Annotated in this window: 20 protein-coding genes; 15 read left to right on the forward strand and 5 right to left on the reverse strand. The window is 43.5% G+C overall.

What is annotated here, in order from left to right; all coding sequences use genetic code 11:
• Nucleotides 1-33 precede the first annotated feature (33 nt).
• From L0659_RS18875 to L0659_RS18885, 3 genes are read right to left on the reverse strand one after another with little or no spacing between them, the layout of a single operon-like run.
• Nucleotides 34-315, reverse strand: a complete 282-nt coding sequence (locus L0659_RS18875) for a hypothetical protein (RefSeq protein WP_235128158.1) — start codon at nucleotides 313-315, stop codon at nucleotides 34-36.
• Between the two features lie 29 nt (nucleotides 316-344).
• Nucleotides 345-965, reverse strand: coding sequence for a 16S rRNA (guanine(527)-N(7))-methyltransferase RsmG (gene rsmG / locus L0659_RS18880; RefSeq protein WP_235128159.1), 621 nt, complete (start codon nucleotides 963-965; stop codon nucleotides 345-347).
• Entirely contained in the window at nucleotides 956-2,086 is a 1,131-nt protein-coding gene (locus L0659_RS18885; RefSeq protein WP_235128160.1) for a glycosyltransferase, read from the reverse strand. The genes rsmG and L0659_RS18885 overlap by 10 nt, the downstream gene beginning before the upstream one ends.
• Before the next feature lie 110 nt (nucleotides 2,087-2,196).
• Here L0659_RS18885 and tgt point away from each other — a divergent pair, with 110 nt between their 5' ends.
• The 12 genes from tgt to L0659_RS18945 all read left to right on the forward strand — a co-directional run bounded on the left by tgt (nucleotide 2,197) and on the right by L0659_RS18945 (nucleotide 18,281).
• A complete protein-coding gene (gene tgt / locus L0659_RS18890; protein WP_235128161.1) occupies nucleotides 2,197-3,330 on the forward strand; it encodes a tRNA guanosine(34) transglycosylase Tgt in 1,134 nt (377 codons plus the stop codon).
• Nucleotides 3,331-3,550: 220 nt separating this feature from the next.
• Nucleotides 3,551-5,005 (forward strand): OmpA family protein, encoded by a 1,455-nt coding sequence (locus tag L0659_RS18895; RefSeq protein WP_235128162.1) that lies wholly within the window; start codon nucleotides 3,551-3,553, stop codon nucleotides 5,003-5,005.
• 103 nt (nucleotides 5,006-5,108) lie between these two features.
• Nucleotides 5,109-6,212 (forward strand): UDP-galactopyranose mutase, encoded by a 1,104-nt coding sequence (gene glf, locus L0659_RS18900; RefSeq protein WP_235128163.1) that lies wholly within the window; start codon nucleotides 5,109-5,111, stop codon nucleotides 6,210-6,212.
• A gap of 144 nt (nucleotides 6,213-6,356) precedes the next feature.
• Nucleotides 6,357-8,687 carry a tyrosine-protein kinase gene (locus L0659_RS18905; protein ID WP_235128164.1) on the forward strand — a complete coding sequence of 777 codons (2,331 nt, stop codon included), beginning with the start codon at nucleotides 6,357-6,359 and terminating at the stop codon, nucleotides 8,685-8,687.
• A gap of 28 nt (nucleotides 8,688-8,715) precedes the next feature.
• Nucleotides 8,716-9,720 (forward strand): N-acetylneuraminate synthase family protein, encoded by a 1,005-nt coding sequence (locus L0659_RS18910; protein WP_235128165.1) that lies wholly within the window; start codon nucleotides 8,716-8,718, stop codon nucleotides 9,718-9,720.
• Nucleotides 9,717-10,856, forward strand: coding sequence for a UDP-N-acetylglucosamine 2-epimerase (gene neuC / locus L0659_RS18915; protein WP_235128166.1), 1,140 nt, complete (start codon nucleotides 9,717-9,719; stop codon nucleotides 10,854-10,856). The genes L0659_RS18910 and neuC overlap by 4 nt, the downstream gene beginning before the upstream one ends.
• On the forward strand, nucleotides 10,856-11,575 hold the full coding sequence (locus L0659_RS18920; protein WP_235128167.1) for a cytidylyltransferase domain-containing protein: 720 nt from the start codon (nucleotides 10,856-10,858) through the stop codon (nucleotides 11,573-11,575). The genes neuC and L0659_RS18920 overlap by 1 nt, the downstream gene beginning before the upstream one ends.
• A gap of 47 nt (nucleotides 11,576-11,622) precedes the next feature.
• A complete protein-coding gene (locus L0659_RS18925) occupies nucleotides 11,623-12,930 on the forward strand; it encodes a CDP-glycerol glycerophosphotransferase family protein (RefSeq protein ID WP_235128168.1) in 1,308 nt (435 codons plus the stop codon).
• Entirely contained in the window at nucleotides 12,918-14,312 is a 1,395-nt protein-coding gene (locus L0659_RS18930) for an O-antigen ligase (protein ID WP_235128169.1), read from the forward strand. Before L0659_RS18925 ends, L0659_RS18930 begins: the two co-directional genes overlap by 13 nt.
• Entirely contained in the window at nucleotides 14,305-15,270 is a 966-nt protein-coding gene (locus tag L0659_RS18935; protein WP_235128170.1) for a hypothetical protein, read from the forward strand. The genes L0659_RS18930 and L0659_RS18935 overlap by 8 nt, the downstream gene beginning before the upstream one ends.
• 424 nt (nucleotides 15,271-15,694) lie before the next feature.
• Nucleotides 15,695-17,704 (forward strand): DNA primase, encoded by a 2,010-nt coding sequence (dnaG, locus tag L0659_RS18940; RefSeq protein WP_235128171.1) that lies wholly within the window; start codon nucleotides 15,695-15,697, stop codon nucleotides 17,702-17,704.
• A gap of 25 nt (nucleotides 17,705-17,729) precedes the next feature.
• Nucleotides 17,730-18,281, forward strand: coding sequence for a DUF4136 domain-containing protein (locus L0659_RS18945; RefSeq protein ID WP_235128172.1), 552 nt, complete (start codon nucleotides 17,730-17,732; stop codon nucleotides 18,279-18,281).
• 53 nt (nucleotides 18,282-18,334) lie between these two features.
• On the opposite strand, the gene L0659_RS18950 is transcribed toward L0659_RS18945, so the two are convergent.
• The gene (locus L0659_RS18950) at nucleotides 18,335-18,637 is read right to left on the reverse strand and encodes a YtxH domain-containing protein (protein ID WP_235128173.1); all 303 of its coding nucleotides are present in this window, start codon (nucleotides 18,635-18,637) and stop codon (nucleotides 18,335-18,337) included.
• Between the two features lie 57 nt (nucleotides 18,638-18,694).
• On the opposite strand from L0659_RS18950, the gene L0659_RS18955 reads away from it, so the two are divergent.
• Nucleotides 18,695-19,822, forward strand: coding sequence for an oxidoreductase (locus tag L0659_RS18955; protein WP_235128174.1), 1,128 nt, complete (start codon nucleotides 18,695-18,697; stop codon nucleotides 19,820-19,822).
• Between the two features lie 4 nt (nucleotides 19,823-19,826).
• On the opposite strand, the gene L0659_RS18960 is transcribed toward L0659_RS18955, so the two are convergent.
• The gene (locus tag L0659_RS18960) at nucleotides 19,827-20,834 is read right to left on the reverse strand and encodes a YpdA family putative bacillithiol disulfide reductase (protein WP_235128175.1); all 1,008 of its coding nucleotides are present in this window, start codon (nucleotides 20,832-20,834) and stop codon (nucleotides 19,827-19,829) included.
• A 125-nt stretch (nucleotides 20,835-20,959) separates the two neighbouring features.
• On the opposite strand from L0659_RS18960, the gene L0659_RS18965 reads away from it, so the two are divergent.
• Both L0659_RS18965 and L0659_RS18970 read left to right on the forward strand, forming a co-directional pair.
• A complete protein-coding gene (locus L0659_RS18965; RefSeq protein ID WP_235128176.1) occupies nucleotides 20,960-21,964 on the forward strand; it encodes an aminodeoxychorismate synthase component I in 1,005 nt (334 codons plus the stop codon).
• Nucleotides 21,942-22,544: an aminotransferase class IV family protein gene (locus tag L0659_RS18970; protein WP_235128177.1), complete on the forward strand. Its 603-nt coding sequence runs from the start codon at nucleotides 21,942-21,944 to the stop codon at nucleotides 22,542-22,544. The genes L0659_RS18965 and L0659_RS18970 overlap by 23 nt, the downstream gene beginning before the upstream one ends.
• Nucleotides 22,545-22,601 lie beyond the last annotated feature (57 nt).

A 22,601-nucleotide genomic window follows, 5' to 3' on the forward strand; every position in this document is an offset into this window, starting at 1 on the left:
TTATACAGCGCAAGGATAATTTTAAAAAAAATGTCAGCTCTGAACCTGTTGGAGGATTAACTCCTTGACTCTCTTAGCATCTCCTTTCGTAAAATTGTTGATAATAATCTCCGGGCGCATTCTCGGAATCACGCGAATTGTAGAAAAGAACATCCCGCTCTCGATTTCGACACCGGAAATATCTGAATAAAAAACAAAGTTGTCATTGCTCTTGAAAAGCTTGCTGACAGTAAATGTCACGCCTTTCTCACCAAATGTTACGGAATCAGGAAAAAATGGGTTCATGAGCCCGCTGGCACTAAATCGTTCGTTCATATGACTAGGTTAAAGAAAATTGATTCGGTTTATAATGGTACATAAACGACTTTTTTGGTCTCAAAAAATGCTTCCTCAAAGAAGTTTGAAAGCTCGTATACCCGCGATTTCTGGTTGAGCTCAGAAAGTTCTTCATCGAGGTCGCCTCCTTTCAGATATAAAATTCCGTTCCTCAGCGTGTGAAACGAGTTTTTGCTGATGTTCTTTTTGACCCAACCAACAAATGGTGTGATCCTGGTTACGGCCCGGCTTACCACAAACTCGTAAGAATCATCCAGCCTCTCAGCCCTGATCTGCTCTGCTTTAACATTGTCGAGTTTCAAAGCGTCGGCGATTTCTTGGACTACACGGATTTTCTTGCCAATGCTGTCGACAAGATGAAATTGTGCTTTCGGGAACAGAATGGCGAGCGGGATTCCCGGAAAACCACCACCGGTCCCTACATCCAGAATGCTGGTTCCCGACTTAAATTCAAGCACTTTGGCAATCCCTAATGAATGCAGAACATGCCGTTCATATAATGTATCAATGTCCTGCCTGGAAATCACATTCACCTTAGCATTCCAAAACTGGTACAATTCCTCCATCTGCCCAAATTTATCACGCTGATCATCAGTCAGATCCGGGAAGTATTTATTGATTAATTCCACGATTTACGAAGTTTTCTTTTAGTAAAGGTCAGAAATCCAAAGACTACATAATAGATAAAAAGTGCAAAGTCCATGAATAAAAAGCTAAACCACTCTACGGTCTTGTCCAGTTTGAGGTTAATCACAATCAGTAAAAACCATTGGATAAACCATCTTGCTGCAAACACAATCCCAAGCCCCTGCAACAGATAAATGTCTTTTGTAAGCAACCCTACCAACAATATAGTAATGCCCGACATCCAAACCGCCACGTGCGCGCCGGAGAGCAGCCCCAGTAAAATCTTGTTACGCATTTTGTAAAACATGCTGACTGACATATGCCGCTGCTTCTGCTTATACCAGGTTTTCCAGGTCGTTTTCGGAACAGAGTATACAAACGAATCCTGTTCTATGGATATGGTTGTGTTGGAGCTCGTGGAAACTTCATTCAGAAAAATATCGTCATCGCCGCCAAACACATGCTTGTGTTTATAAAAGCCTTTGTTTGCAAAAAAAACAGACCGCTTGTAAAGAATGTTGCGACCCACACCCATATAGGTAATGCCTGCGAGCGCGAAGGAAAGATATTGAACGGCTGTATAAAACGTTTCGCAGCGGATAAACCAGTTGAGCAATCCCGGCTGCTTCATATAAGGTGAAAAACCGAGCACAATGTCCTTGTCATTACTAATACGGGATGTCATTGCGGTGATCCAGTGATGGGAAGAAGGACGGCAGTCCGCGTCGGTCATGAGCGCAATAGGATATTTGGCCTGCTTCATGCCAACGGTAAGGGCGTATTTTTTGGGCGTGACGTGGTCAAACTGATCATTGATCCTGATATAGCGGATGTGTTTCCATTGAAATATATTTTGCCTGATAAATTCCTCGCTTCCGTCATCGGAGCGGTCGTCCAGCAGTATTACTTCATATTCGGGATATTCCTGGGCGTCGAGCAGCGGGATCAGTTCGGTGAGGTTGTCGCGCTCGTTCCAGGCGCATACCAGCACTGTAACACCGGGTAATTCATTGTCATAATTGGCCCCTTTACTATAAAATGCAAGTCTTGTAAAAAAGTAGAAGTAATAGCATAACTGAACGAACACAAATGCTCCGAGCGCAAAGAGTAAAGAATCGGCCACAATGGAAGAGAGTTGTAAAATTTAATCATATTCATACAAATATAAGGTCATTGTCAGCAATGTTCGAGACCTTAACCCTATTTTTGCACACCACAATTTAAAACCTTTTAATGAAGTTTACATTACAAGTTGAAGATCCCGCATCGAAAGCCAGGGCGGGGTTTATTGAAACAGATCACGGCACTATCCAGACACCCATATTTATGCCTGTTGGCACTGCCGGAACTGTGAAAGCGGTTCATCAGCGCGAACTGAAAGAGGACGTAAAGGCACAAATCATATTAGGGAATACTTACCATTTATACCTGCGTCCAGGCCTGGACATTTTGCAGAAAGCAGGCGGACTGCATGGCTTCAACGGCTGGGACAGACCCATCCTTACCGACAGTGGCGGTTATCAGGTTTATTCGCTTGCAGGCACCGGGAGAAAGATCAATGAGGAAGGTGTGGTATTTAAGTCACACATTGACGGTGGCGTACACACATTCACCCCAGAGTATGTGATGGACATTCAACGCATCATTGGAGCAGACATTATTATGGCTTTTGATGAGTGCACGCCATATCCCTGCGATTACACCTATGCACGCAAATCCATGGAGATGACGCACCGGTGGCTAGGGCGCTGCTGCGCACGGTTTGACAGCACGAATGACCTCTACGGCCACAGCCAGACCCTTTTTCCTATTGTACAAGGAAGTGTTTATAAAGATCTTAGGATACAATCTGCCGAAACGATCGCTTCATATGGTCGCGAAGGGAATGCAATTGGCGGCTTATCTGTGGGTGAGCCGGCCGAGATCATGTACGAACTTACCGAGGTGGTTTGTGATATTTTGCCAAAGGACAAACCCAGATATCTTATGGGTGTCGGAACGCCTGCGAATATACTTGAATGTATTGCCCTGGGTGTGGACATGTTTGATTGTGTAATGCCTACCAGGAACGCGCGTAATGGCATGATTTTTACGACAGAGGGTGTAATCAATATTCGCAATGAAAAGTGGAAAGATGATTTGTCACCGATAGACGCAGGGCTTGGAGGTTATGTAAGCACATTTTACAGTAAAGCATACCTTCGCCACCTTGTTAAATCGGATGAAATGCTTGGTGCGCAGATTGCCAGTGTACACAATCTTACTTTTTATTTGTGGCTGGTCAACAGTGCAAGGGAGCGGATCATAGCTGGCGATTTCCTGCCATGGAAGGCAGAAATAGAAAAAAAATTAAATCAACGGCTTTGAAAGTTCATAAAAGGAAGTTTCTTTCGGGTAAAATTTGATTTAAAAGCAGGAAAGTTTTTCAATTGTATCTAGTTCGGTTGATTAAATGATATTGTTAACCTATTTTTGTGCCCACTAGGCATTTGGTTGAAGGAAGTTTGGCCATGAATAAATACATCTTTTACTCATAATTGACTATAGATCAATCCTAGTTAATCTTAATAACGCTAACTTGAATAGTATGAAAAAAGTATCCCAGTTGATTTGTTCGTTTGCCCTGGCGGCAATGATGGCGCTGCCTTCATTGGCACAACCACTAGAGCAGCCGAATTCTCCGGATTACAATCCTAAAGCAACTTATGACGGCCCCTACAAATTGAACACATGGTCAATTTCGGCACACATTGGCCCGTCTATGTTCTTTGGTGATTTGAGAGAATATGATTTCTGGCCAGTAACGAAAACAACGTCTGACAGCCACAAAGAATCCGGTACTTTTCAAGGAGGCTTGACTTTAAACAAACAACTTTCATATTTATTCGGTGCAAGACTTGATGCATCTATCGGTAATTTGAGAGGTATGAAGCGCCGCAATTACAACCGTTACTTTGAAGGCAACTATTTCGATGTTTCTCTTGCCGGAACAGTAAATCTTAAAGGTCTTTTAATGGGACCTAACAAGATGAAAAGATGGAAAGTTGATGCGTATGTTGGTGTTGGACAGGTGTTCTACGATGCAACTGCGTATGACCTGACAGGCGGTGTTGAACTTCGTAATACAGGAAGCATGAACGACTGGATCATTCCAACAGGTCTTAATGTAAACTACGAAGTTACAAAGCGTATTGACATTGGTCTTGACTTCCGTCTGAACCACACAAACTCTGACTATCTGGATGCTACTTACGGCGGTGACTATGACAGAACCCCAGGCAGCTTTGATATTGCAGATCAAAAAACTTCCCGCAAAGGAAATTCTGAGCTAGACAGCTACGGATACGGATCAGTTCAGGTAACTTATAAATTGGGTAAAAACCCATTGAAAGTTGCGAAAGTAGATGGCAAATGGGATTACAAACCAGAAGAAGGCGGTTACTACCACTTGCGCTACACAGATCCTAAGGCTTTGATCAAGCCTCCAAAAATTCTTACGCTTGAAGAAATGGACTCAGTTGCTAAGGCAAACCGTCCTAAGGATATCGACCCAAGATTGTTACTTGATACAGATGGTGACGGTGTTTCTGACTTCTTCGACAAAGAGCCAAATTCACCAGCAGGAAGCATTGTTGACGGTGGTGGTCGCGTACTTGACTTTGATGCTTACGTTAAAAATGCACTTAAAAATGGTGCAGCTTGCGCAGAGATCTTTGCAAACGTAATGTTTGATACAGATAAAAACACGATCAAGCCAGAAGCACAAGAGATGCTTAAAAATGTGGCTAAGCTGATGAACCTGAACGGATGCCGTCTGCAACTTGCAGGTCACACAGATCGTCGTGCAACAGATCGTTACAACGTTGCTCTTTCAAAACGCCGTGTTGATGCAGTTAAAAATTACCTGATCAACGAAGCTGGTTTGACTGATCCTAGCAAAGTGATTGTTGACTACTTCGGCTCATTCAAGCCAATAGCTGACAGCTCGAAACGTGAAGGTTTGTTGAAAAACCGTCGTGTAGAACTTAAACTTCTTCCATAAGAAGTTAGCAATAAATTGAAAAGAGAAAGGCTCCCGATGGGAGCCTTTCTCTTTTGACAAGACTGTAAAATTCATCTCAACTATTAATTAGGCTTAAACAATAATGAAACAATACGATTATTTAATTGTTGGCGCCGGGCTGTGGGGTTCCATTTTCGCACACGAAGCAACTAAAAGAGGAAAGAAGTGTCTGGTAATTGACCGCAGAGATCATACAGGGGGAAATATTTTTTGTGAAAATGTTGAAGGAATTAATGTTCATAAGTATGGTGCGCATATTTTCCATACAAACGACAGAGACATTTGGGATTATGTAAATTCGTTTGTAGAGTTCAACCGCTATACGAATTCCCCGGTTGCCAATTTTAACGGAGAGCTTTACAACCTCCCATTCAATATGAACACTTTTTACCAGTTGTGGAAAGTAAAAACGCCGGAGGAAGCGAAGGAGAAGATTAAGCAACAGGTTGAAGAAGCCGGTATAAAGGATCCTCAAAACCTGGAAGAGCAAGCTATTTCGCTGGTAGGAACGGACATTTACCATAAGCTGATTAAAGCCTATACAGAAAAGCAATGGGGAAGAAAAGCGACCGAGTTGCCTGCATTTATCATTAAGCGCCTGCCTGTTCGGTTTACATTTGATAACAATTACTTTAATGATCGCTACCAGGGCATTCCTATCGGCGGTTACAATAAATTAACGGAAGGCCTGCTGGAAGGCATCGAAGTGAGGACCGGTGTTGACTTTTTTAAAGATCGTGAAGAACTGACAGCCCTTGCAGAAACGGTCGTGTATACGGGCCCAATTGATGAATATTTCGGATTCCAGTTCGGGCAGCTTGAATACAGGAGCCTACGTTTCGAGAACCAATTGCTGGATCAGGAAAATTATCAGGGAAATGCGGTTGTAAATTATACCGACGGAGAAACGCCTTTCACAAGGATCATCGAACACAAGCATTTCGAGTTTGGCACTCAGCCTAAGACAGTAATCACGCACGAATTTCCACAAGAATGGGAAAAGGGTTCGGAGCCGTATTACCCTGTAAATGATGATAAAAACTCATCCATTTTCAGCCAATATAAAGCGCTGGCGGAACAGGAGTCAAATGTAATTTTCGGAGGGCGCCTAGCTGAATATCGTTATTATGACATGCACCAGGTCGTAGGATCTGCCTTAAAAAAGGTAAATGTGCATTTCGACTAAAAATATTTTTTGTTACTAAATCTCTGACCTGCTGATATATAGCGGGTCAGGGATTTTTATTTTACATTTTTTTAAAAAATTTTCTCGTTTTCGAGTGACCAATGTCCTGTGCCTGCGTCTAAACTCAAAATTTAGACAATCGTCATGCAGGAAAATAAGCTGGAATTTATCACGAGCATTCAAGAAGGGGATTCTGCGAGCATCAGGAAGGCATTCGCTTTGCTGAATGAGGCCAGGAACAATTGGCATTGGCTCACCCTTTCGTTGGCGTTAAGCACTGCTTTTGGGCTCGTATATCTTCGCTACACCACTCCTCAATTTCTTATAACAGCTTCAATTCTTGTGCGCGATGACGCGAAGGGCTCGGAATTCGGAGAAACTGCATTTCTCGAAAGTATGGGCTTGTCGTCGGTACAAAGTAGCGTCGACAATGAAGTTGAAATACTGAAAAGCAGGACGCTTATGGAGAGCGTAGTGGAAGACCTTCAATTAAATGTGCGCTACTATTCGGCAGGGCGCGTAAAAACAACGGAACTGTTTGAGAAGTCGCCGTTCAAACTAAGATTTATAAGCCAGCCGCCGAATGTCACCGGCATGTCAGCCACCTACTATTTAACAATTGAAAAGAAGGGCCACTATAAGCTGCAACTCGGCTCAAAAGTGTTTAATGGCACTTTTGGAGACACGATAACGCTTCCGCATGGAAAATGCATAGTATCCCGAACTCCTCACCTGCTGGGTACAGAGGATCAGCACTCTATGGTGATTCAGGATCAGCAGGTTTCGGTGGATCTTTACCGGAAAGCGCTTAACGTAGCTGCTACCAATAAATTTGTCAGCACCGTAAACCTTTCGCTGAATGAGGCCGTGCCCGCAAAAGGCGAGGCCATCATAAACCAACTTCTACGCAATTATTTTGAGGTGAGTATAACCGATAAAAACCGGATTGCAGACAGTACAATAGCATTTATAACCCAAAATCTCAATCAGGTTTCTGCTGAACTATTGGAAAGTGAAAAAGCAATTGAACGGTTCCAGACATTGCACCATATAACCGATTTGAGTGAGAATGTCAGGCAGCTTTTGAACAGCTCAGCCGAGTATGGGCGTGAGGAAAGTAAGTATCATGTCCAATCCGAAACAGTAGACTCGTTGCTCTATTTTCTTCACGCAAGTCCGAAACATATCATTCCTACCCAACTACTTATCCAGGATCCGGGCTTTATTTCCATTATTGAAAAGTACAACGCGACCCAATTGGCATTGACGAGCGCTTTGGTAACCATGCACGAATCGCATCCAAATGTTCAGGGATTGCAGGCCCAACTTAAACGTCTCAGAAATGATTTGATTGAGAACCTAAATGCACAACATCATGATTTGCAGATTGGAATGCTGGCTATGGGCAGTAAAAATGGTGAGATACAACGGAAACTAAGAGACATACCTGCGATTGAACGAAGACTTTTTGAAGCGAAAAGGCAGCAGCAGATTAAGCAGGAGCTTTACATTTTACTATTGAAAAAGCGCGTTGAGACGTCTATTTCCAGATCGTCTACATTTGCCAACGCGCGAATTATTGACGAACCAAAGGCCAGTTCCGAGCCGGTTAAGCCTAATAAGCAATTGGTGATGTTCATGTCGGGTTTTATAGGCATCGGCCTTCCGCTCGCAATAATTCATTTGAAGCACATTCTAAATACGAGGGTTGCAAGCAAACATGACATTACTCAACTTCTGAATATGAATGTACTGGCTGAAATATGCCACAACGATAGTTCAGCAACGAGTGTTTACTGCCATCCTCAAAGTCCGATTGCAGAGCAGTTTCGGGTTTTGCGGACCAATGTTCAGTTTCTTTCAGCACCCAGACAGAAACAGGTTATCCTCCTAACATCCAGCATGGGCGGCGAAGGGAAATCGTTCATTGCTGTTAACCTTTGCGGCTCATTGGCCCTTACGAATAAAAGGGTTGTGCTGCTAGAACTTGATTTGAGAAGGCCGCGATTGGCTAAAGATTTACAGCTTCAGGAAGCAGGTTTTACAAATTATGTTTCTTCTGATGCGGATTTAGATCACTTTATCCAGAAACCCACTTCCAAACATCCATTTGCCTTCATTACCGCAGGCGACATTCCTCCTAACCCAGCAGAATTACTTGGTTTACCCAAGGTGAGTCAACTGATCGAATTACTGAAAACACAATTCGACTTTATTGTCCTGGATACGCCACCGATAGGATTGGTAACGGATGCCCGGCTGCTAGGCCATTTGGCAGATATAACATTATATGTCGTCAGGCAGCAATTTACATACAAGAGCCAGTTGGAAATTATTAAGAGCATCCTTGATGCCAACCAGCTGCCGCAGGTGCATTTGGTATTGAATGACACCAAGCAAATGCCCGGATACAACTATGGCTATTACAAGCCTGAGAAACGTCAGTTATTTGATTTCATGAAACGAAAATCATAACCTTTTCCATTTTATCATTGATCACACTATGCAAGACGACATTTACATTATGGCGGAGATCGGCCAGGCACATGAGGGAAGTTTAGGGCTGGCCCATTCGTACATTGACGCGCTGGCGTCGAGCGGCGTTAATGCCATCAAATTTCAGGTTCATATTGCAGAAGCTGAAAGCAGCATTTATGAGCCGTTCCGAACCATTTTTTCGTATGAAGATCTTTCCAGAATGGACTATTGGAAAAGGATGGAGTTCTCCGAAGAAGAATGGGCGGGCTTAAAGTCACATTGCGAATTGAAAAACCTTGACTTCGTGGCAAGTCCATTTTCAATCAGCGCACTCGGATTGCTGAAAAAGATTGGCGCTAGCCGGATCAAGATCGGATCGGGAGAGATGAGTAATCTGCTGCTGCTTTCCTCCGCAGGAAACATGGCCACGGAAATCATTCTTTCATCGGGAATGAGCTCGTTCATAGAGCTGGACAACGCTGTTGCCAGCGTGAGAGGCAAATGCAAACTTTCGCTGCTGCAGTGCACATCCTCCTATCCTACCGGCCCGCACCAATGGGGCCTGAATGTTATTCCTGTTCTAAAAGATCGTTTCCAGATCCCGATTGGATTTTCCGATCATTCGGGGGACATTTTTGCTTGTCTTGCCGCCGCCGCAACCGGAGCAGAAATTCTTGAATTTCACGTCACATTTGATCAACGGATGTTTGGGCCTGATTCCACTTCTTCCATAAATATTGATCAGGTCAGGCATCTTGTGAAGGGAGTCAGGCAGATTGAAGTTGCGATGAAATATCCTGTTGATAAAGCTGATAGCTCAGATTATGCGACGTTGAAATCCATTTTTGGAAAATCCCTGGCAGTGAACAATAATCTGGACAAGGGCCACATTCTGACACTTGGTGATCTCGAAGCTAAAAAGCCTGCGGGATATGGCGTTTCGGCGGCACATTATGATACGGTCGTTGGCAGACAATTGAAACGCGATCTTTCCAAATGGTCATTTCTTAATTGCAGTGACGTGTTATGAAACGAAAAATTTGCGTCGTGATCACAGCTCGGGCCAGTTACAGCAGGATAAAAACCCTCCTAATTGCTATAAAAGCGCATCCGTCCCTTCGGCTGCAACTCGTGCTTACCGGAAGTGGCATGTTGGACAAATATGGAGGAATGCTGAATCTGCTCGAACGGGAGGGTTTTAACAACATATTAAAGGTTTCAAACCTGCTTGAAAATGAAAATCATACCGCCGCAGCCAAAACCACTGGTCTGGGAATCATTGAATTAGCTTCGGCATTTGAAAATACCCGGCCAGATATCGTAGTGACTATTGCAGACAGATACGAGACCATGTCTGCGGCCATAGCTGCTTCCTTTATGAATATTCCTCTGGCGCACGTGCAGGGTGGAGAGGTTACCGGAAACATTGACGAGAGAGTGCGGCACGCCGTTTCGAAGCTGGCAGATATGCATTTCGTAGCAACGGAATCTGCCCGTCAACGGGTGATCGCTATGGGCGAAGATCCGCATAAGGTTTGGCATACGGGCTGTCCTTCAAATGATCTGGCGATCCAGGCGAAAAATGATGCATCGGTCCAATTCGACTATGAGAATTGCCAGACAAAATTCCCCGTAAGCAAATATCTGGTGGTTATGCAGCACCCGGTGACCAATGAAGGCGGGTTTATAAAGGAGCAATTCAACACTTTGTTAACGGCAATTGAAGCGCTGCAAATCCCCACATTCTGGTTTACGCCCAACGCCGATTACGGCGCTGACCGCATTATGAAGGAGATCCGGATATATAGCGAGACGACGAAAAATCACAAGATTCATTTCTTGCGAAACCTCAATCCGGAAGCATTTTTGAAGCTGATCAAACACTGCGCATGTCTTATCGGCAATTCCAGCACAGGCATCAGGGAAGGATCATTGCTAGGCGTTCCGGTTGTGAACATTGGCAGCCGGCAAAATGGTCGGGAACGGTCAGGCAATGTAGTTGATGTGGATTTTGAATCCGACGCGATAGCAGATGCTGTGCGCGAACAGCTTGCAAACGGCCCTTATCAAAGTTCTTTTTTATATGGAAAAGGAAACGCCGGACTTCAAATTGCTGAAATACTGGCTACAACCGAGCTGAAAACCAACAAGCAAATCACGTATTAATGGATGCGAAAACAATACTAGCCATCATTCCGGCTCGCAAGGGCTCTAAGGGAGTTCCTGGAAAAAATATGAAACTGCTTGGCGGCAAGCCACTTATTCAATATACGATTGAATCTGCATTGGCATCGAAACTTTTGACGACAATCGTTGTGTCGAGCGATTGCGACGAAACTATTGCGTTTTCAAAGGAATGGCAAGTGGAAGCGCCGTTTGTAAGGCCTGCGGAACTTGCGGCTGATCACACGCCATCCTTGGAAGTGGTGAAACATGCAGTACAATTTTACGAAGAACGGAAAACCAGGTTCGACTATATATGTCTGTTGCAACCTACTTCACCCTTTCGGAGTGAAGATTTGATTGATAATGCCATTCAACATTTAATAGAAACGGACGCTGATAGTTTGATTTCAATTCGAGAAATTCCGGAAAAGCATCATCCATTATGGGCATTTAGTATCACCGATAACTTTTTACAACGGGTTGTTCAAGACAAGGATCTGCCCACCCGAAGGCAGGACCTGCCAGACTCATTTTCAAGGGATGGGAAAATTTACCTGGTAAAAAGCACATTGCTTGACCAGGATTTATTAATGGGTGGAAAAATGGTTGGCTACCATGATGAAAAATCACCCGATACCAATATTAATGTACCTGAGGACTGGGAACTCGCTGAAATTTTCTTTGAGATATGCAAGAAGCGCCAAAGCTCCGTATTCTGATTTTGATAACCAATAGCTTCGCCGCTATCAACGTCATCCACAGTGGTTTGATCAAAAGACTAGGTGTTGAATATGATGTCTATATCATGTCCACAATGATTCGTGCTAATGAGCTTCGTGACATTAACGAGCATTTTGATCTTCGCTTGAAGCTAGTTGATTTAGAATTTTCGCGGGAAACAGTCTGGCTTTCTTGTTTAAGAAAGTTAGAAAAAGCCCTGTTTTCACACCATTTTGATATTGTTACCCAGAAAATAAAATATCAAAATGAAGAAAATTGGAAAGCATTGCTGATTCAAAAACTGCTTCGGGCTCTCAGTTTTTTAAACATTATAAGGACCGTTTTATGTCTGTTAAGACAGACCATCATCATTCTTACATCCTACTCTATTCGATTAAAAGCGCTGCTTCCCTTCCATTTTGATGGCGTTCTATCCACGTCGCCGCTCGATTCAAGGGAAAATCGGGTTGTTAACTTTCTTGGCAGACATTGTGTCAAGTCACTGGCTATGGTCATCAGTTGGGATAATTTGACTTCCAAAGGGCTGATTAATGCTGATCATGATTATGTATTAGTCTGGAATGACTTTATGAAAACGGAGTTTCTGCGCTTCTATTCCATTTTTACATTGGAGCTGCCAAAGATTGCTGTCACCGGAATTCCTCGGTTTGATTGTTATTTTCACAAGCAGTCCGAGGAATATTACGAGCATGCGAGAAGACGATTTAATGTTCCAAACGGGAAATTGATAATCTTGATCGCGACAAGCGCCAGCCGGCACTTTCCTAATCAGAAAGAAATCATAGCAGATGTGTTGCAATTCGCCCGAGCAGACGGCCATGTGCATGTGATCATTCGATGTCATCCGGCAGATGATGAACATGCCTATAAACATCTCGTGAAAGAGCAATTTGTTACATTATGGCATGCTGGAAACTTGCCTGAGACAAAAAGTGAGTGCTTTTATAAATGGTTTCCAGAGCTGGACTTTCTGCGTTCACTTTCCGAAATGCTGCGCATTTGCAATGTATGCGTGCAATTTGCTTCGACAATGAAACTGGATGCTGGGGCTTGCAGAAAGCCAATTATCAGCATTGCGTATGATGGCAAAATCTCACTTCCTTACCATCAATCTGTAAAAAGGCTTTATGATTACGCGCACCAGATTCCGCTGAATGCTTTACAAATAGACAAAGTTGTGACCAATAGAGAGCAATTATTCAACGCATTGAAAACCAGCCTACAAAAAACAGATCAAGGGGAAGGATTTTCTGACATTTCGCCTTTCACACATTTTACAAAAGCAGCGTCAGTGGATTTTACAGCTAAAACTATTGCTGAATGGCTCGGATAGGGATTGAATCAGCAGTGCAATGGCTCCTGGCACTAATGCTCATGTGGATCTTCGGAATGCTTTTCGAGCAACTGCTGACATTTGGTGAAAGTGAAATGCAGACTTCGGTGGTTCTGGCATTTTATATTTACTGCGCTATGAGCGTGTTTTGTGCGTCCAAACACAAACTTTTTCATGTGCTCGCTGTCCCGGTTTTCAGCCAGTTTTTACATTTATTTCAAAAATATACATTCCCAGCCGGTGCCAATTCCATTTGGCGCTTAGCACCATTTGTCATTCTGTGCTGCTATTTTATTCACTTTTTCCTGCGAAAAACTATTTTCCTAAGCCAGGGTGAAAAACTGTTTTTGAGTTCCTGGATCATTATCCAGGCGTTCTTCCTCATGATTTCTCCCAATTTCGGAAACATCGCTTTTGGCGGATTTCTGTTCTATCTGCTTCTTCTGCCCTCTTTTTTCATTTATCTGAAACAGCTAAGCATGGCAACTGACTTTGCTGAAAACCTCGAAATGTATTTTTGCGCATTATATATCATTCTTGGCGTCGGGACATTCGGGTTAGTTGTTGCGGGCGCGAGTTATAAAGGCTCGGATAATTTGCTGGCCACCAGGAACATTACCGACACAAATGTTACAATGGCCTATTTCATCCTTCTTTGGCCATTTGTATTGCTTTATGCTTCCCGGCATGCGTTGAACAGCTTGTTCAGACTGGCGCTTTCTGCAATTCTTCTTAGTGTAGTCATATTTTCATTTTCCCGCGGCGCAGTGTTGCTTATCATTCCCTACATGCTCCTGACATTGGCTTTGACAGGAAATAATTTTCCGTTTTGGTGGCTTATCCCACTGATTTTCGGAATAATCTATTTTGTCCCGGATCTTTTTTCTAATTACCAAAATTGGGATATGGCCTACTTCTGGACATTGCGGTTTGGCGATATGCTGGCGACAGATTCTTTCATGGACAAATTGCAGCAGATCAGCGGCAGGGCTGAGATTCATGAACTTGCCTATAATTTGTTCCTCTCGAAACCGCTAACAGGGCACGGAACGGGCAGTTTTGAAACACTGGGACCAGGTTACCGGGAAGCGCATTCGCTTTTTTATACATTACTCGCAGAGAATGGGCTGCTCGGCCTGATTTATTTTTATGGCTTGTTTCTGGGTTTGTGTTTACAGCTCTTGTCAGTATGCAAAAAGAATATGCCATTTGCGCTATTGTTGGTCAGCTTCATCTTTTATCTCGCGTTTAATCATACTGTCGGTAGTGTTTTCGTGATTTTACCCGCGAAAAGCGTGACGATCAATTGCCTGGCTCCTATCCTGTTGATGTGCCTTTATTTCTATTCCCGAAATGTTCAGCCTAGGATTTCAGATGGATAAAGTCCTGATCATAGGGCCAGTCCCGCCGCCGATTGGCGGGGTAACCGTGCATGTAAGCCGCTTAATCGAGCGTCTGCCAGCGAAAGGATTTGACCGTTTTACTTTTTGTAACCTAAAAAAAGGCAAATGGTTGAACATAATGCGGGAAATTGCAAGACATCGGATCATTCACCTCCATGCATCCAATCCATATTTTCAGATGCTGTTTGCCATGTTTTGCATCCTGGTCCGGAAGAAGTTGATCCTTACTTATCATGGAAATTGGGGCCGATATGGTTTGTTCGGAAATTGTGCCGTCTGTATGTCAGCCTTACTTTGTGCTGTGCCGATTGTTCAAAACGAGGAAAGTCTGGCGGAAGCAAAATATTTTAATCCTAAGGCCCGGCTCATTTCAACATTTATCCCCGCAGCCAGTGTCAGCCCATTGGGACCGAAACACGCACAATTGCTTAGCGATTTTCGAAAACGCTTCGAATATTTATTCTGTACAAATGCATGGAACCTCGCTTTTGACAAAAATGGAAAGGAAACTTATGGAATTTCCCAGATCATTAGCAACATAAGGTATGTAAATTCTGCTGGCCTGGTCATCTCGGATCCTTCCGGTAACTATCAACCTTTCCTAAAAAAGTCGTTCGAAAGCATCCCTGAAAATGTACTGTTCATTGACGGACCGCATGATTTCAGCAATGTTTTGCAGGTTTCGGACGCATTTATCAGGAACACGACGACCGATGGCGTTTCCCTTTCGATATACGAGGCGAGGCAATGCAATGTGGTGGTGCTGGCTTCCAACAGCGTTTCCCGGGCTCATTTTTGCAATGTTTATGAAGACATTTCAACCCTTAATCTTATCGACAAGCTTGAAAAAGGGAGAATTCGCTTAAAGAATGATGACGAAATCGAGGAAATAAGCGCTGTAAGCGAATTAATGGCGTTATATCAGAAATATATTTAGTTGAAAGCAAGGTGGTTACAAAAAAACAAAGGCATAGAAAAATTTCCATGCCCTGTTTCACACTATACACACACTATATTTTTATTATCTATATATCATTTGATAATTTCTCCGATAACTTTCAACACCGCAAAATAACAAATTAAAGTAATTAGAAAAAAGCTTTCTATTGTGATTTTCTTAGCTAAAATGAGAAAAACATGGACAATTTTCCAAAACCTATTTTGCTTGATTGAACACCTGTCTTCAAATTTACGCAAATATTGCCTAATTATTGCTCAATGTGTCTTTACCTTATCAATTTGTAAATAATCGCCCGTCTTATAAATTTAAGCATTATCTTTTTTGTTGATGATTATGCGCTGCTTCTAGCCGAAGCAGCAAATACAAATTGACCATTGCGAACGCTTCTCAAATTACCCATATGCGCATAAACCCCGAAACCGTTGAAAGGATCAAACAAACCGTCGACATTGTGGAAGTGGTGGGGGATTTTGTGTCATTAAAAAAGAAAGGTGCGAATTACTCCGCGTGCTGCCCATTTCACAATGAGAAAACGCCCTCGTTCAATGTTAACCCGGTAAGGCAGATTTATAAATGCTTTGGCTGTGGAGCAGCGGGTGACGCCATTAAGTTTGTCATGGACGTTGATGGCGTGGGTTATGGTGAAGCATTGCGCTATCTGGCCGACAAATACAACATTGAGATTGAGCAAGAGGAAGTTACGGATGAAGAAGCGCTTCGTCAGAATGAGCGGGAAAGCCTTTATATCATTCTGAATTTTGCAAAAAACTTTTATGTCCAGCAGCTTCACGAAAGTGACGAAGGCCAGGCTGTGGGGCTGAGCTATTTTAAAGAAAGGGGTTTCACTGGCGAAATCCGGAAGAAATTTGAACTAGGCTATAGTTTGGACACCTGGGATGCTTTTTCAAAAGTCGCGCTGGCAAAAGGTTATTCTACGCAGATACTGGAAAAAGCAGGCTTATTGATTCACAAAGAAGGCAGCCAGACTGCTGGTTATGACCGTTTTAGAGGCAGGGTTATATTTCCAATCCATAATGTTGCCGGGAAAGTCATTGCGTTTGGTGCACGGATCCTCAAATCTGACAAAAGCAAAGCCGCCAATCAGCCAAAATATCTTAACTCACCGGAAACCGAAGTTTATCATAAAAGTGATGTCTTATACGGCATTTTCCAGGCGAAGAATGCAATCCGACAGCTCGATCATTGTTATCTGGTCGAGGGCTATACGGATGTGATTTCGCTCAATCAGGGTGGAATTGAGAATGTGGTGGCTTCTTCCGGAACGTCATTGACCGTGGAGCAAATTAGGCTAATCGGCAGATTTACACCGAATGTCACAATCCTTTATGATGGTGATATTGCTGGAATAAAAGCCGCATTACGTGGTTTGGACCTGGTTTTGGAAGAAGGCCTTAATGTTAGCATTGTGCTTTTCCCGGACGGCGATGATCCGGATAGCTACGTTCGGAAGGTTGGCGCAGAAGCTTTCAAAGCTTACTTGAAGAATAATTCGAAGGATTTTATCACCTTCAAAACAGAAATGTTGTTGCAGGACGCCGGGAATGATCCTTTTCGGCTGGCAGCGGTGATTGGCGAGGTTGTCAACAGCATTGTGAAGATCCCGGACGCCATTAAGCGGCAGGTTTTTTTCCATCGGACGTCCGAAATGATGAAGGTGGATGAGCAAATGCTGATCACGGAAGGCAATAAAATCCTGAGAAAACTCCAAACGCAAAAGCCGCAGGAACGGGGCGCGTCCCGTCAAAATTTCCAGGCACCCGAAAGCCCGGCTGATCTTGATGCATTGTTCTCCGGCGACTCACCAATTGGACAAAATGAGCCTCCTACTGACTTTTTTGCGCCTCAAACCGCTCAGCAAGAAGTCCCTCAACGCAGTAAATTGTATTATCAGGAAGAAGCATTTATCAGATTATTAGTCGTCTACGGAACGCGCGAGCTTGAACCCACCATTACGGTTTGCCAATATGTGTTGAGTGAGATTGAAGGCATTGATTTCAAGGATACGGTTTTTCATCATTTGCTCGTGCTTTTCCGGGAAAACTTTAACAGAAATCACGTTCTGCCTACGGACTATTTCTTAAACCATCACGAATCCGAAATCAGAAACCTAACTATTGATTGGCTTGCCAACAAGTACGAACTGAGCGAACTGTGGTCGGAAAAGTACGAGATTTTTGTTCCTTTTGAAACGGATGTTTTAGATAAAACGGCTTTTATAAACATCCTGAGGCTTAAAAAAGCATTTATTGAGGAAAAAATGAAAGTGTGCTTGCAGCAAGCTGTTCATGCCAAAACGGAGGAGGAACAAACTGCCGTTATGAGTGAATTCATGTATTATAAGGGCATCAGCATGGCTGCTGCGAAGGAGTTGGGTAGCGTAATTGGATAATTGGTCACCTTAAAGTTCTAATGTCATGAAGACTTTTGGTATTTCAGTCCTGATATTTTTTGTTGCTGTCGTCATTTCGGGATGCAAATCTTCCTATAAAATCCTCAATTCCAGGCAGGAAGACAATTTCAGATTGTCGGATTATGCCACTTTTGGATTCTATGACATTGAAGCCCGGGGTGATACCGTTTCTCAAAACTTTGAAAAAAATGTTGGGATTATCAAAACGGCCATTGCGCAAAATCTGCAAGCCAGAGGCCTCGACGAAGCGCGGGATGCCAATTTGAAGATCAACATTGCATTGAATGTTGAACAAAAAGCGCAAACCCGGCAAACAGATTTTCGCACAGACGGGCTTCCGCGTTATATGGGACAAAGACGTTATTCCTGGAAAAGTCAGGAAGTTGTCGTCGGTAAATATCGCGAGGGTACGATTATGATCGACCTGGTCGATTCTTCGACTAATAAAATGGTGTGGCAGGGAGGCGCCGAGGGCGTCATCCCGGAAAAAAGCAAAAATTTCAATGAAGACATCAACTTGGCTATCAAAGAAATAGTCGATAAGATTCCAAAATAAAAGGGCTGCTTCATTTAAGAAACAGCCCTTTCAATATGGTTGATGTCAGGTGCTTAACCGTTGTTACTTACTACTCCACGTACTCGTTCGTTCACATTGTCTGCAACAGAGCCAGCTTTATCTTTTGCATTGCTGACATTTTTCAAGAAGCCGTCTTTCAATCTATCGGCCAAAACAGACAACTCTTCAAGGCTTTTTTCGTATTTATCTTTTGCATTGCCTCCAAGATCATTCGCTTTGTTTTTAATCAATTTACGAGTGTCTTTTCCATCCTTAGGGGCAACTAAAAGACCAATTGCAATACCTGTCAAAAGTGCGCCTATCGAGCCTATCAGAAATTTTTGATTCTTGTTCATATGAATTTCTTATTTTGTGAGAATAATAAGTTTGAACTATAAAATAATAAAAATACTGTGCCACTTAGCTCTCACATTTTCAAACGGCTTGCATTGATTATTGCGTTCCTGGCGCCGCAACTTGCATTGGCCCAATGGAAGGTCATTGATATAAATGCCAAAGTTCATATGCGTGCCGTTCATGCTGTTTCGCCCACCACCTGCTGGATTGGCGGTTCAGGAGGAACTATTTTGAAAACAGTTAACGGTGGCAAGAAATGGTTAACCTCCAAAGTTGCGGGCGCAGATTCTCTTGATTTCAGGGACATTCATGCATTTAATAAGGACGTTGCCGTGGCCATGAGTGCTGGTGAAGCGCAGAAAGATAAGGCCAAAATTTACCGGACGGAAGACGGCGGATTAACCTGGTCGCTTGTGTACCAAACTACACAAAATGGGGTTTTTCTGGATGGAATCGACTTTTGGGATAAAAATAAAGGCATTTGCCTCGGCGATCCGATTGATGGAAAGCTGTTCATATTAACCACCGAAGATGGCGGTAAAAGCTGGCAGGAGCTGCCGGTTGAAAAACGACCGGTGGCCGAACTAGGTGAAGCTTGCTTTGCTGCCAGCGGCACCTCCATCCTGGTTACCGGAAAAGATAAAGTTTACATTGGAACCGGGGGAAGCAAAATGGCGCGGGTTTTCCGTTCGGCCGATTATGGACATTCATGGGAAGTGTCGGCAACACCGCTGCCAGCCGGGCCAACGAGCGGCATTTTCGGTTTGCGGTTTTGGTCAAAAAACAGTGGCATTGCAGTGGGCGGAGATTATAAAAAAACAACTGATTCAACTCAGAATGTGCTTGTTACCCGCGATGGAGGCATAACCTGGAAATTGATGGGCATGACCAAGCCCACCGGTTTGAAAGAAAGCATCGCATTATATCATAAAACAGATGCTGTCTGGACGGGTGAATCGGAGCTTCGGTCGGATGATTATGCATTAATTGCTAGCGGCCCTTCCGGAAACAGCTTTTCAGCGGACTGGGGCAAAACCTGGCAGGAGTTAGGCAAAGAAGGGTTTCATGCCATGAGTTTTGCCGGCAATGTAGGCTATGGCGTCGGAGCCAACGGCCTGATTGGCAAAATCGAAAAATTCTCGACCAAAAAGAAGAAGCGAAAACTCGTTTTTGTGGATCAATGAGTAACTAGATCCTGTCTATCAACTCTTTGACCACACGAACTTCTCTGCCCGACAAATGATCAGCGATCGCTGCCGCATGATCACGGCCATTCTCTATAAAGACCTTTTCTGTAAAAACACCCGCCATAACCGTTCCGCAGAGATAGAGCCCGGGCACATTGGTTTCGAAAGTTTCTTTATCAAATGACGGGACTTTGGTAACCTCATCAAGCGTTACGCCACATCGTGAGAGCAAATGTTCGTCCGGAAGATATCCTACCAGCAGGAACACAAAATCGGCCGGAAGCCATTCCGTTTCGCCTGTTTCAATGTTTTCAATTTCAATTCTTCCCTTTTCAATCCTTTTAGTAATGCAATTGAAACGTGTGTGGATCTTGCCTTCCTTAACCCTGTTTTTCACATCAGGAACAAGCCAGTATTTCACTTTTGTACGGAAATCGGCTTCCTTATGCACGATCGTCACGTGCGCATCATGCCTGTAAAGCTCCAAAGCAGCCTCAACCGAAGAATTTGAACCACCTACCAACACCACATTGGTGAAAGAATAGTTGAAAGGTTCATCGTAGTAATGCGAAACGTGCGGCAAATTCTCGCCGGGCACATTCAATAATCTGGGCACATCAAAATATCCCGTCGCCAGAACGACATTTTTGGATTGGAAAATCTGCCCGTCATTGGAATAAGTGAGGAATGTGCCGTCAGGTTGCTTTTCTGTGCGGTCGACATCGATAAAAAGCTTGAAATTCAGATGATAATAACCTGCAACTTTTCTATAATACTGCAAGGCTTCGTTACGATTGGCTTTCACTTCCGAAATCGCGAAAGGAATCCCGCCGATTTCAATGTTCTCAGCCGTTGAAAAGAACTTCATCCGCCTTGGATACCGACGAATGGACTCGGTAAGGTTTCCCTTTTCCAGAATCAGATAATCAAGGCCACTTTTTGCCAATTCCACACCCATTGCCAGCCCGCATGGCCCGCCGCCAATAACGATTACATCATATATATGCATTGCGATAATCTTAGTTCGATTTGTGCTTTCCTACTTCAATAAACCCCCTAATTTAGATATTGGTTTCTGAACTTTGTAAATTAGCTGGCTGTTGAAAATGTTCATTATTTAGTTGAAATCAAGATTTGGAAGATCGGGCAAGCGACTTTGCGGAAAGGTTGAATGAATGGGGAAAATCTAAAACTCCATTTGTTTTTCTTGTAGACTACCGCATCGAAAAGCCGCTTGGCTGGACGTTGGATGATGAATGCCTGGCCAACATTCGTTTTGATCTGAACGGTTTTGCTAATGTGCCGAGAGATGAACACCAAAAGCTCATTTCCGACTTTCATTTTCATAAATCACCTGTTTCTTATGGTGATTATAAGGTCCGGTTTGACCGGGTAGTTGCGAATTTAAAGGCTGGGAACTCGTTTTTGGTCAATCTTTCGGTTCCTACGCCTATTGCTACAAATCTTAGTCTGGAAGAAATCTTTGCGCATAGCGAGGCGCCTTACCGGTTTTTATATAAAAATGAATTCGTTTGTTTTTCTCCCGAAATTTTTATCAGGATCAACGGCAATCGCATTGCATCATTTCCAATGAAAGGCACCATTGATGCCTCGGTCCCGGACGCAGAAAATGTGATTTTATCTGATTCCAAAGAAGCAGCTGAGCACGCCACGATCGTCGACCTTATCCGCAATGACCTGAGCATGGTTGCAGAAAAAGTTTGGGTTGAAAAATACCGCTACATTGATCGCATTCAGACAAATGATAAAATGTTATTACAGGTAAGCTCCGAAATAGCCGGGATTTTGCCGGATGATTTTGATGGGAGATTTGGTGATTTACTGTTGAAAATGCTTCCTGCCGGATCCATCACCGGTGCACCCAAGCCGAGCACTTTGAAGATCATCGAAGAAGCCGAAAATTATGAGCGTGGTTATTACACAGGCGTGATGGGTTATTTTGATGGAGAAAATTTTGAAAGTGCTGTAATGATCCGTTTCATTGAAAATCAGAATGGAAACCTGGTTTTCAAAAGCGGCGGCGGGATCACGGCGCAAAGCAATGCGCAAAAAGAATATCAGGAATTAATCGACAAAGTTTACCTCCCCTTCGCCCATGTCCCACACATTATGTTTTGAAACGATCTGCTGTGAAAACCGCCAATTGAAAAATCTGTCCTATCACGAAGCCAGGCTCAACAAAACGCGTCGCGAATTATGGGGTTTTTCTGATTACTGGAACTTGTCTGAACGCATCATCATGCCCGACAGCGTCAACAATGCGCTTTACAAATGCAGGCTTTCGTACGGCCAGGAAATCGAAGAAATAAAATGGGAGCCTTACTCACCCAGAATTATCCGCAAAATCCAGCGCGTACATGACAACAGCATTGATTACCGTTACAAATACGAAGACCGCAATAAGCTTAACACACTCTTCGCCCAAAGTAAAGACGCCGACGAAATCCTGATCATCAGAAACGGCCTGCTTACCGATTCCTTTTACGGCAATGTTGCTTTTTATGATGGAAGTACCTGGTTAACACCGGATTCACCGTTATTACCAGGTACGCAGCGCGCTTTTTTGTTGGATTTGGGGGTTATAAGAGAGGAACGAATTGTCGAAAGTGATTTGGGGAATTTTAGTAAGGTTAGGTTGTTTAATGCGATGGTTGGGTGGGAAAAGTCGGTGGAGCTGGGCATCGATAGCATTGCTTAAACCAGCCTTGTCGGTTTTCCTTCTGCAAATAAAATCGTATATTTGATTTAACAAATC

Origin of the sequence: Dyadobacter sp. CY347, assembly GCF_021502655.1 — a bacterium.
Classification (GTDB): domain Bacteria; phylum Bacteroidota; class Bacteroidia; order Cytophagales; family Spirosomataceae; genus Dyadobacter.

Bases quoted from the DNA above. Each gene is read 5' to 3' on its own strand.
- L0659_RS18875 (WP_235128158.1), bottom strand. From the start codon at position 315: ATGAACGAACGATTTAGTGCCAGCGGGCTCATGAACCCATTTTTTCCT.
- tgt (WP_235128161.1), top strand. From the start codon at position 2,197: ATGAAGTTTACATTACAAGTTGAAGATCCCGCATCGAAAGCCAGGGCG.
- L0659_RS18895 (WP_235128162.1), top strand. From the start codon at position 3,551: ATGAAAAAAGTATCCCAGTTGATTTGTTCGTTTGCCCTGGCGGCAATG.
- glf (WP_235128163.1), top strand. From the start codon at position 5,109: ATGAAACAATACGATTATTTAATTGTTGGCGCCGGGCTGTGGGGTTCC.
- L0659_RS18905 (WP_235128164.1), top strand. From the start codon at position 6,357: ATGCAGGAAAATAAGCTGGAATTTATCACGAGCATTCAAGAAGGGGAT.
- L0659_RS18910 (WP_235128165.1), top strand. From the start codon at position 8,716: ATGCAAGACGACATTTACATTATGGCGGAGATCGGCCAGGCACATGAG.
- neuC (WP_235128166.1), top strand. From the start codon at position 9,717: ATGAAACGAAAAATTTGCGTCGTGATCACAGCTCGGGCCAGTTACAGC.
- L0659_RS18920 (WP_235128167.1), top strand. From the start codon at position 10,856: ATGGATGCGAAAACAATACTAGCCATCATTCCGGCTCGCAAGGGCTCT.
- L0659_RS18930 (WP_235128169.1), top strand. From the start codon at position 12,918: ATGGCTCGGATAGGGATTGAATCAGCAGTGCAATGGCTCCTGGCACTA.
- L0659_RS18935 (WP_235128170.1), top strand. From the start codon at position 14,305: ATGGATAAAGTCCTGATCATAGGGCCAGTCCCGCCGCCGATTGGCGGG.
- dnaG (WP_235128171.1), top strand. From the start codon at position 15,695: ATGCGCATAAACCCCGAAACCGTTGAAAGGATCAAACAAACCGTCGAC.
- L0659_RS18945 (WP_235128172.1), top strand. From the start codon at position 17,730: ATGAAGACTTTTGGTATTTCAGTCCTGATATTTTTTGTTGCTGTCGTC.
- L0659_RS18950 (WP_235128173.1), bottom strand. From the start codon at position 18,637: ATGAACAAGAATCAAAAATTTCTGATAGGCTCGATAGGCGCACTTTTG.
- L0659_RS18960 (WP_235128175.1), bottom strand. From the start codon at position 20,834: ATGCATATATATGATGTAATCGTTATTGGCGGCGGGCCATGCGGGCTG.
- L0659_RS18970 (WP_235128177.1), top strand. From the start codon at position 21,942: ATGTCCCACACATTATGTTTTGAAACGATCTGCTGTGAAAACCGCCAA.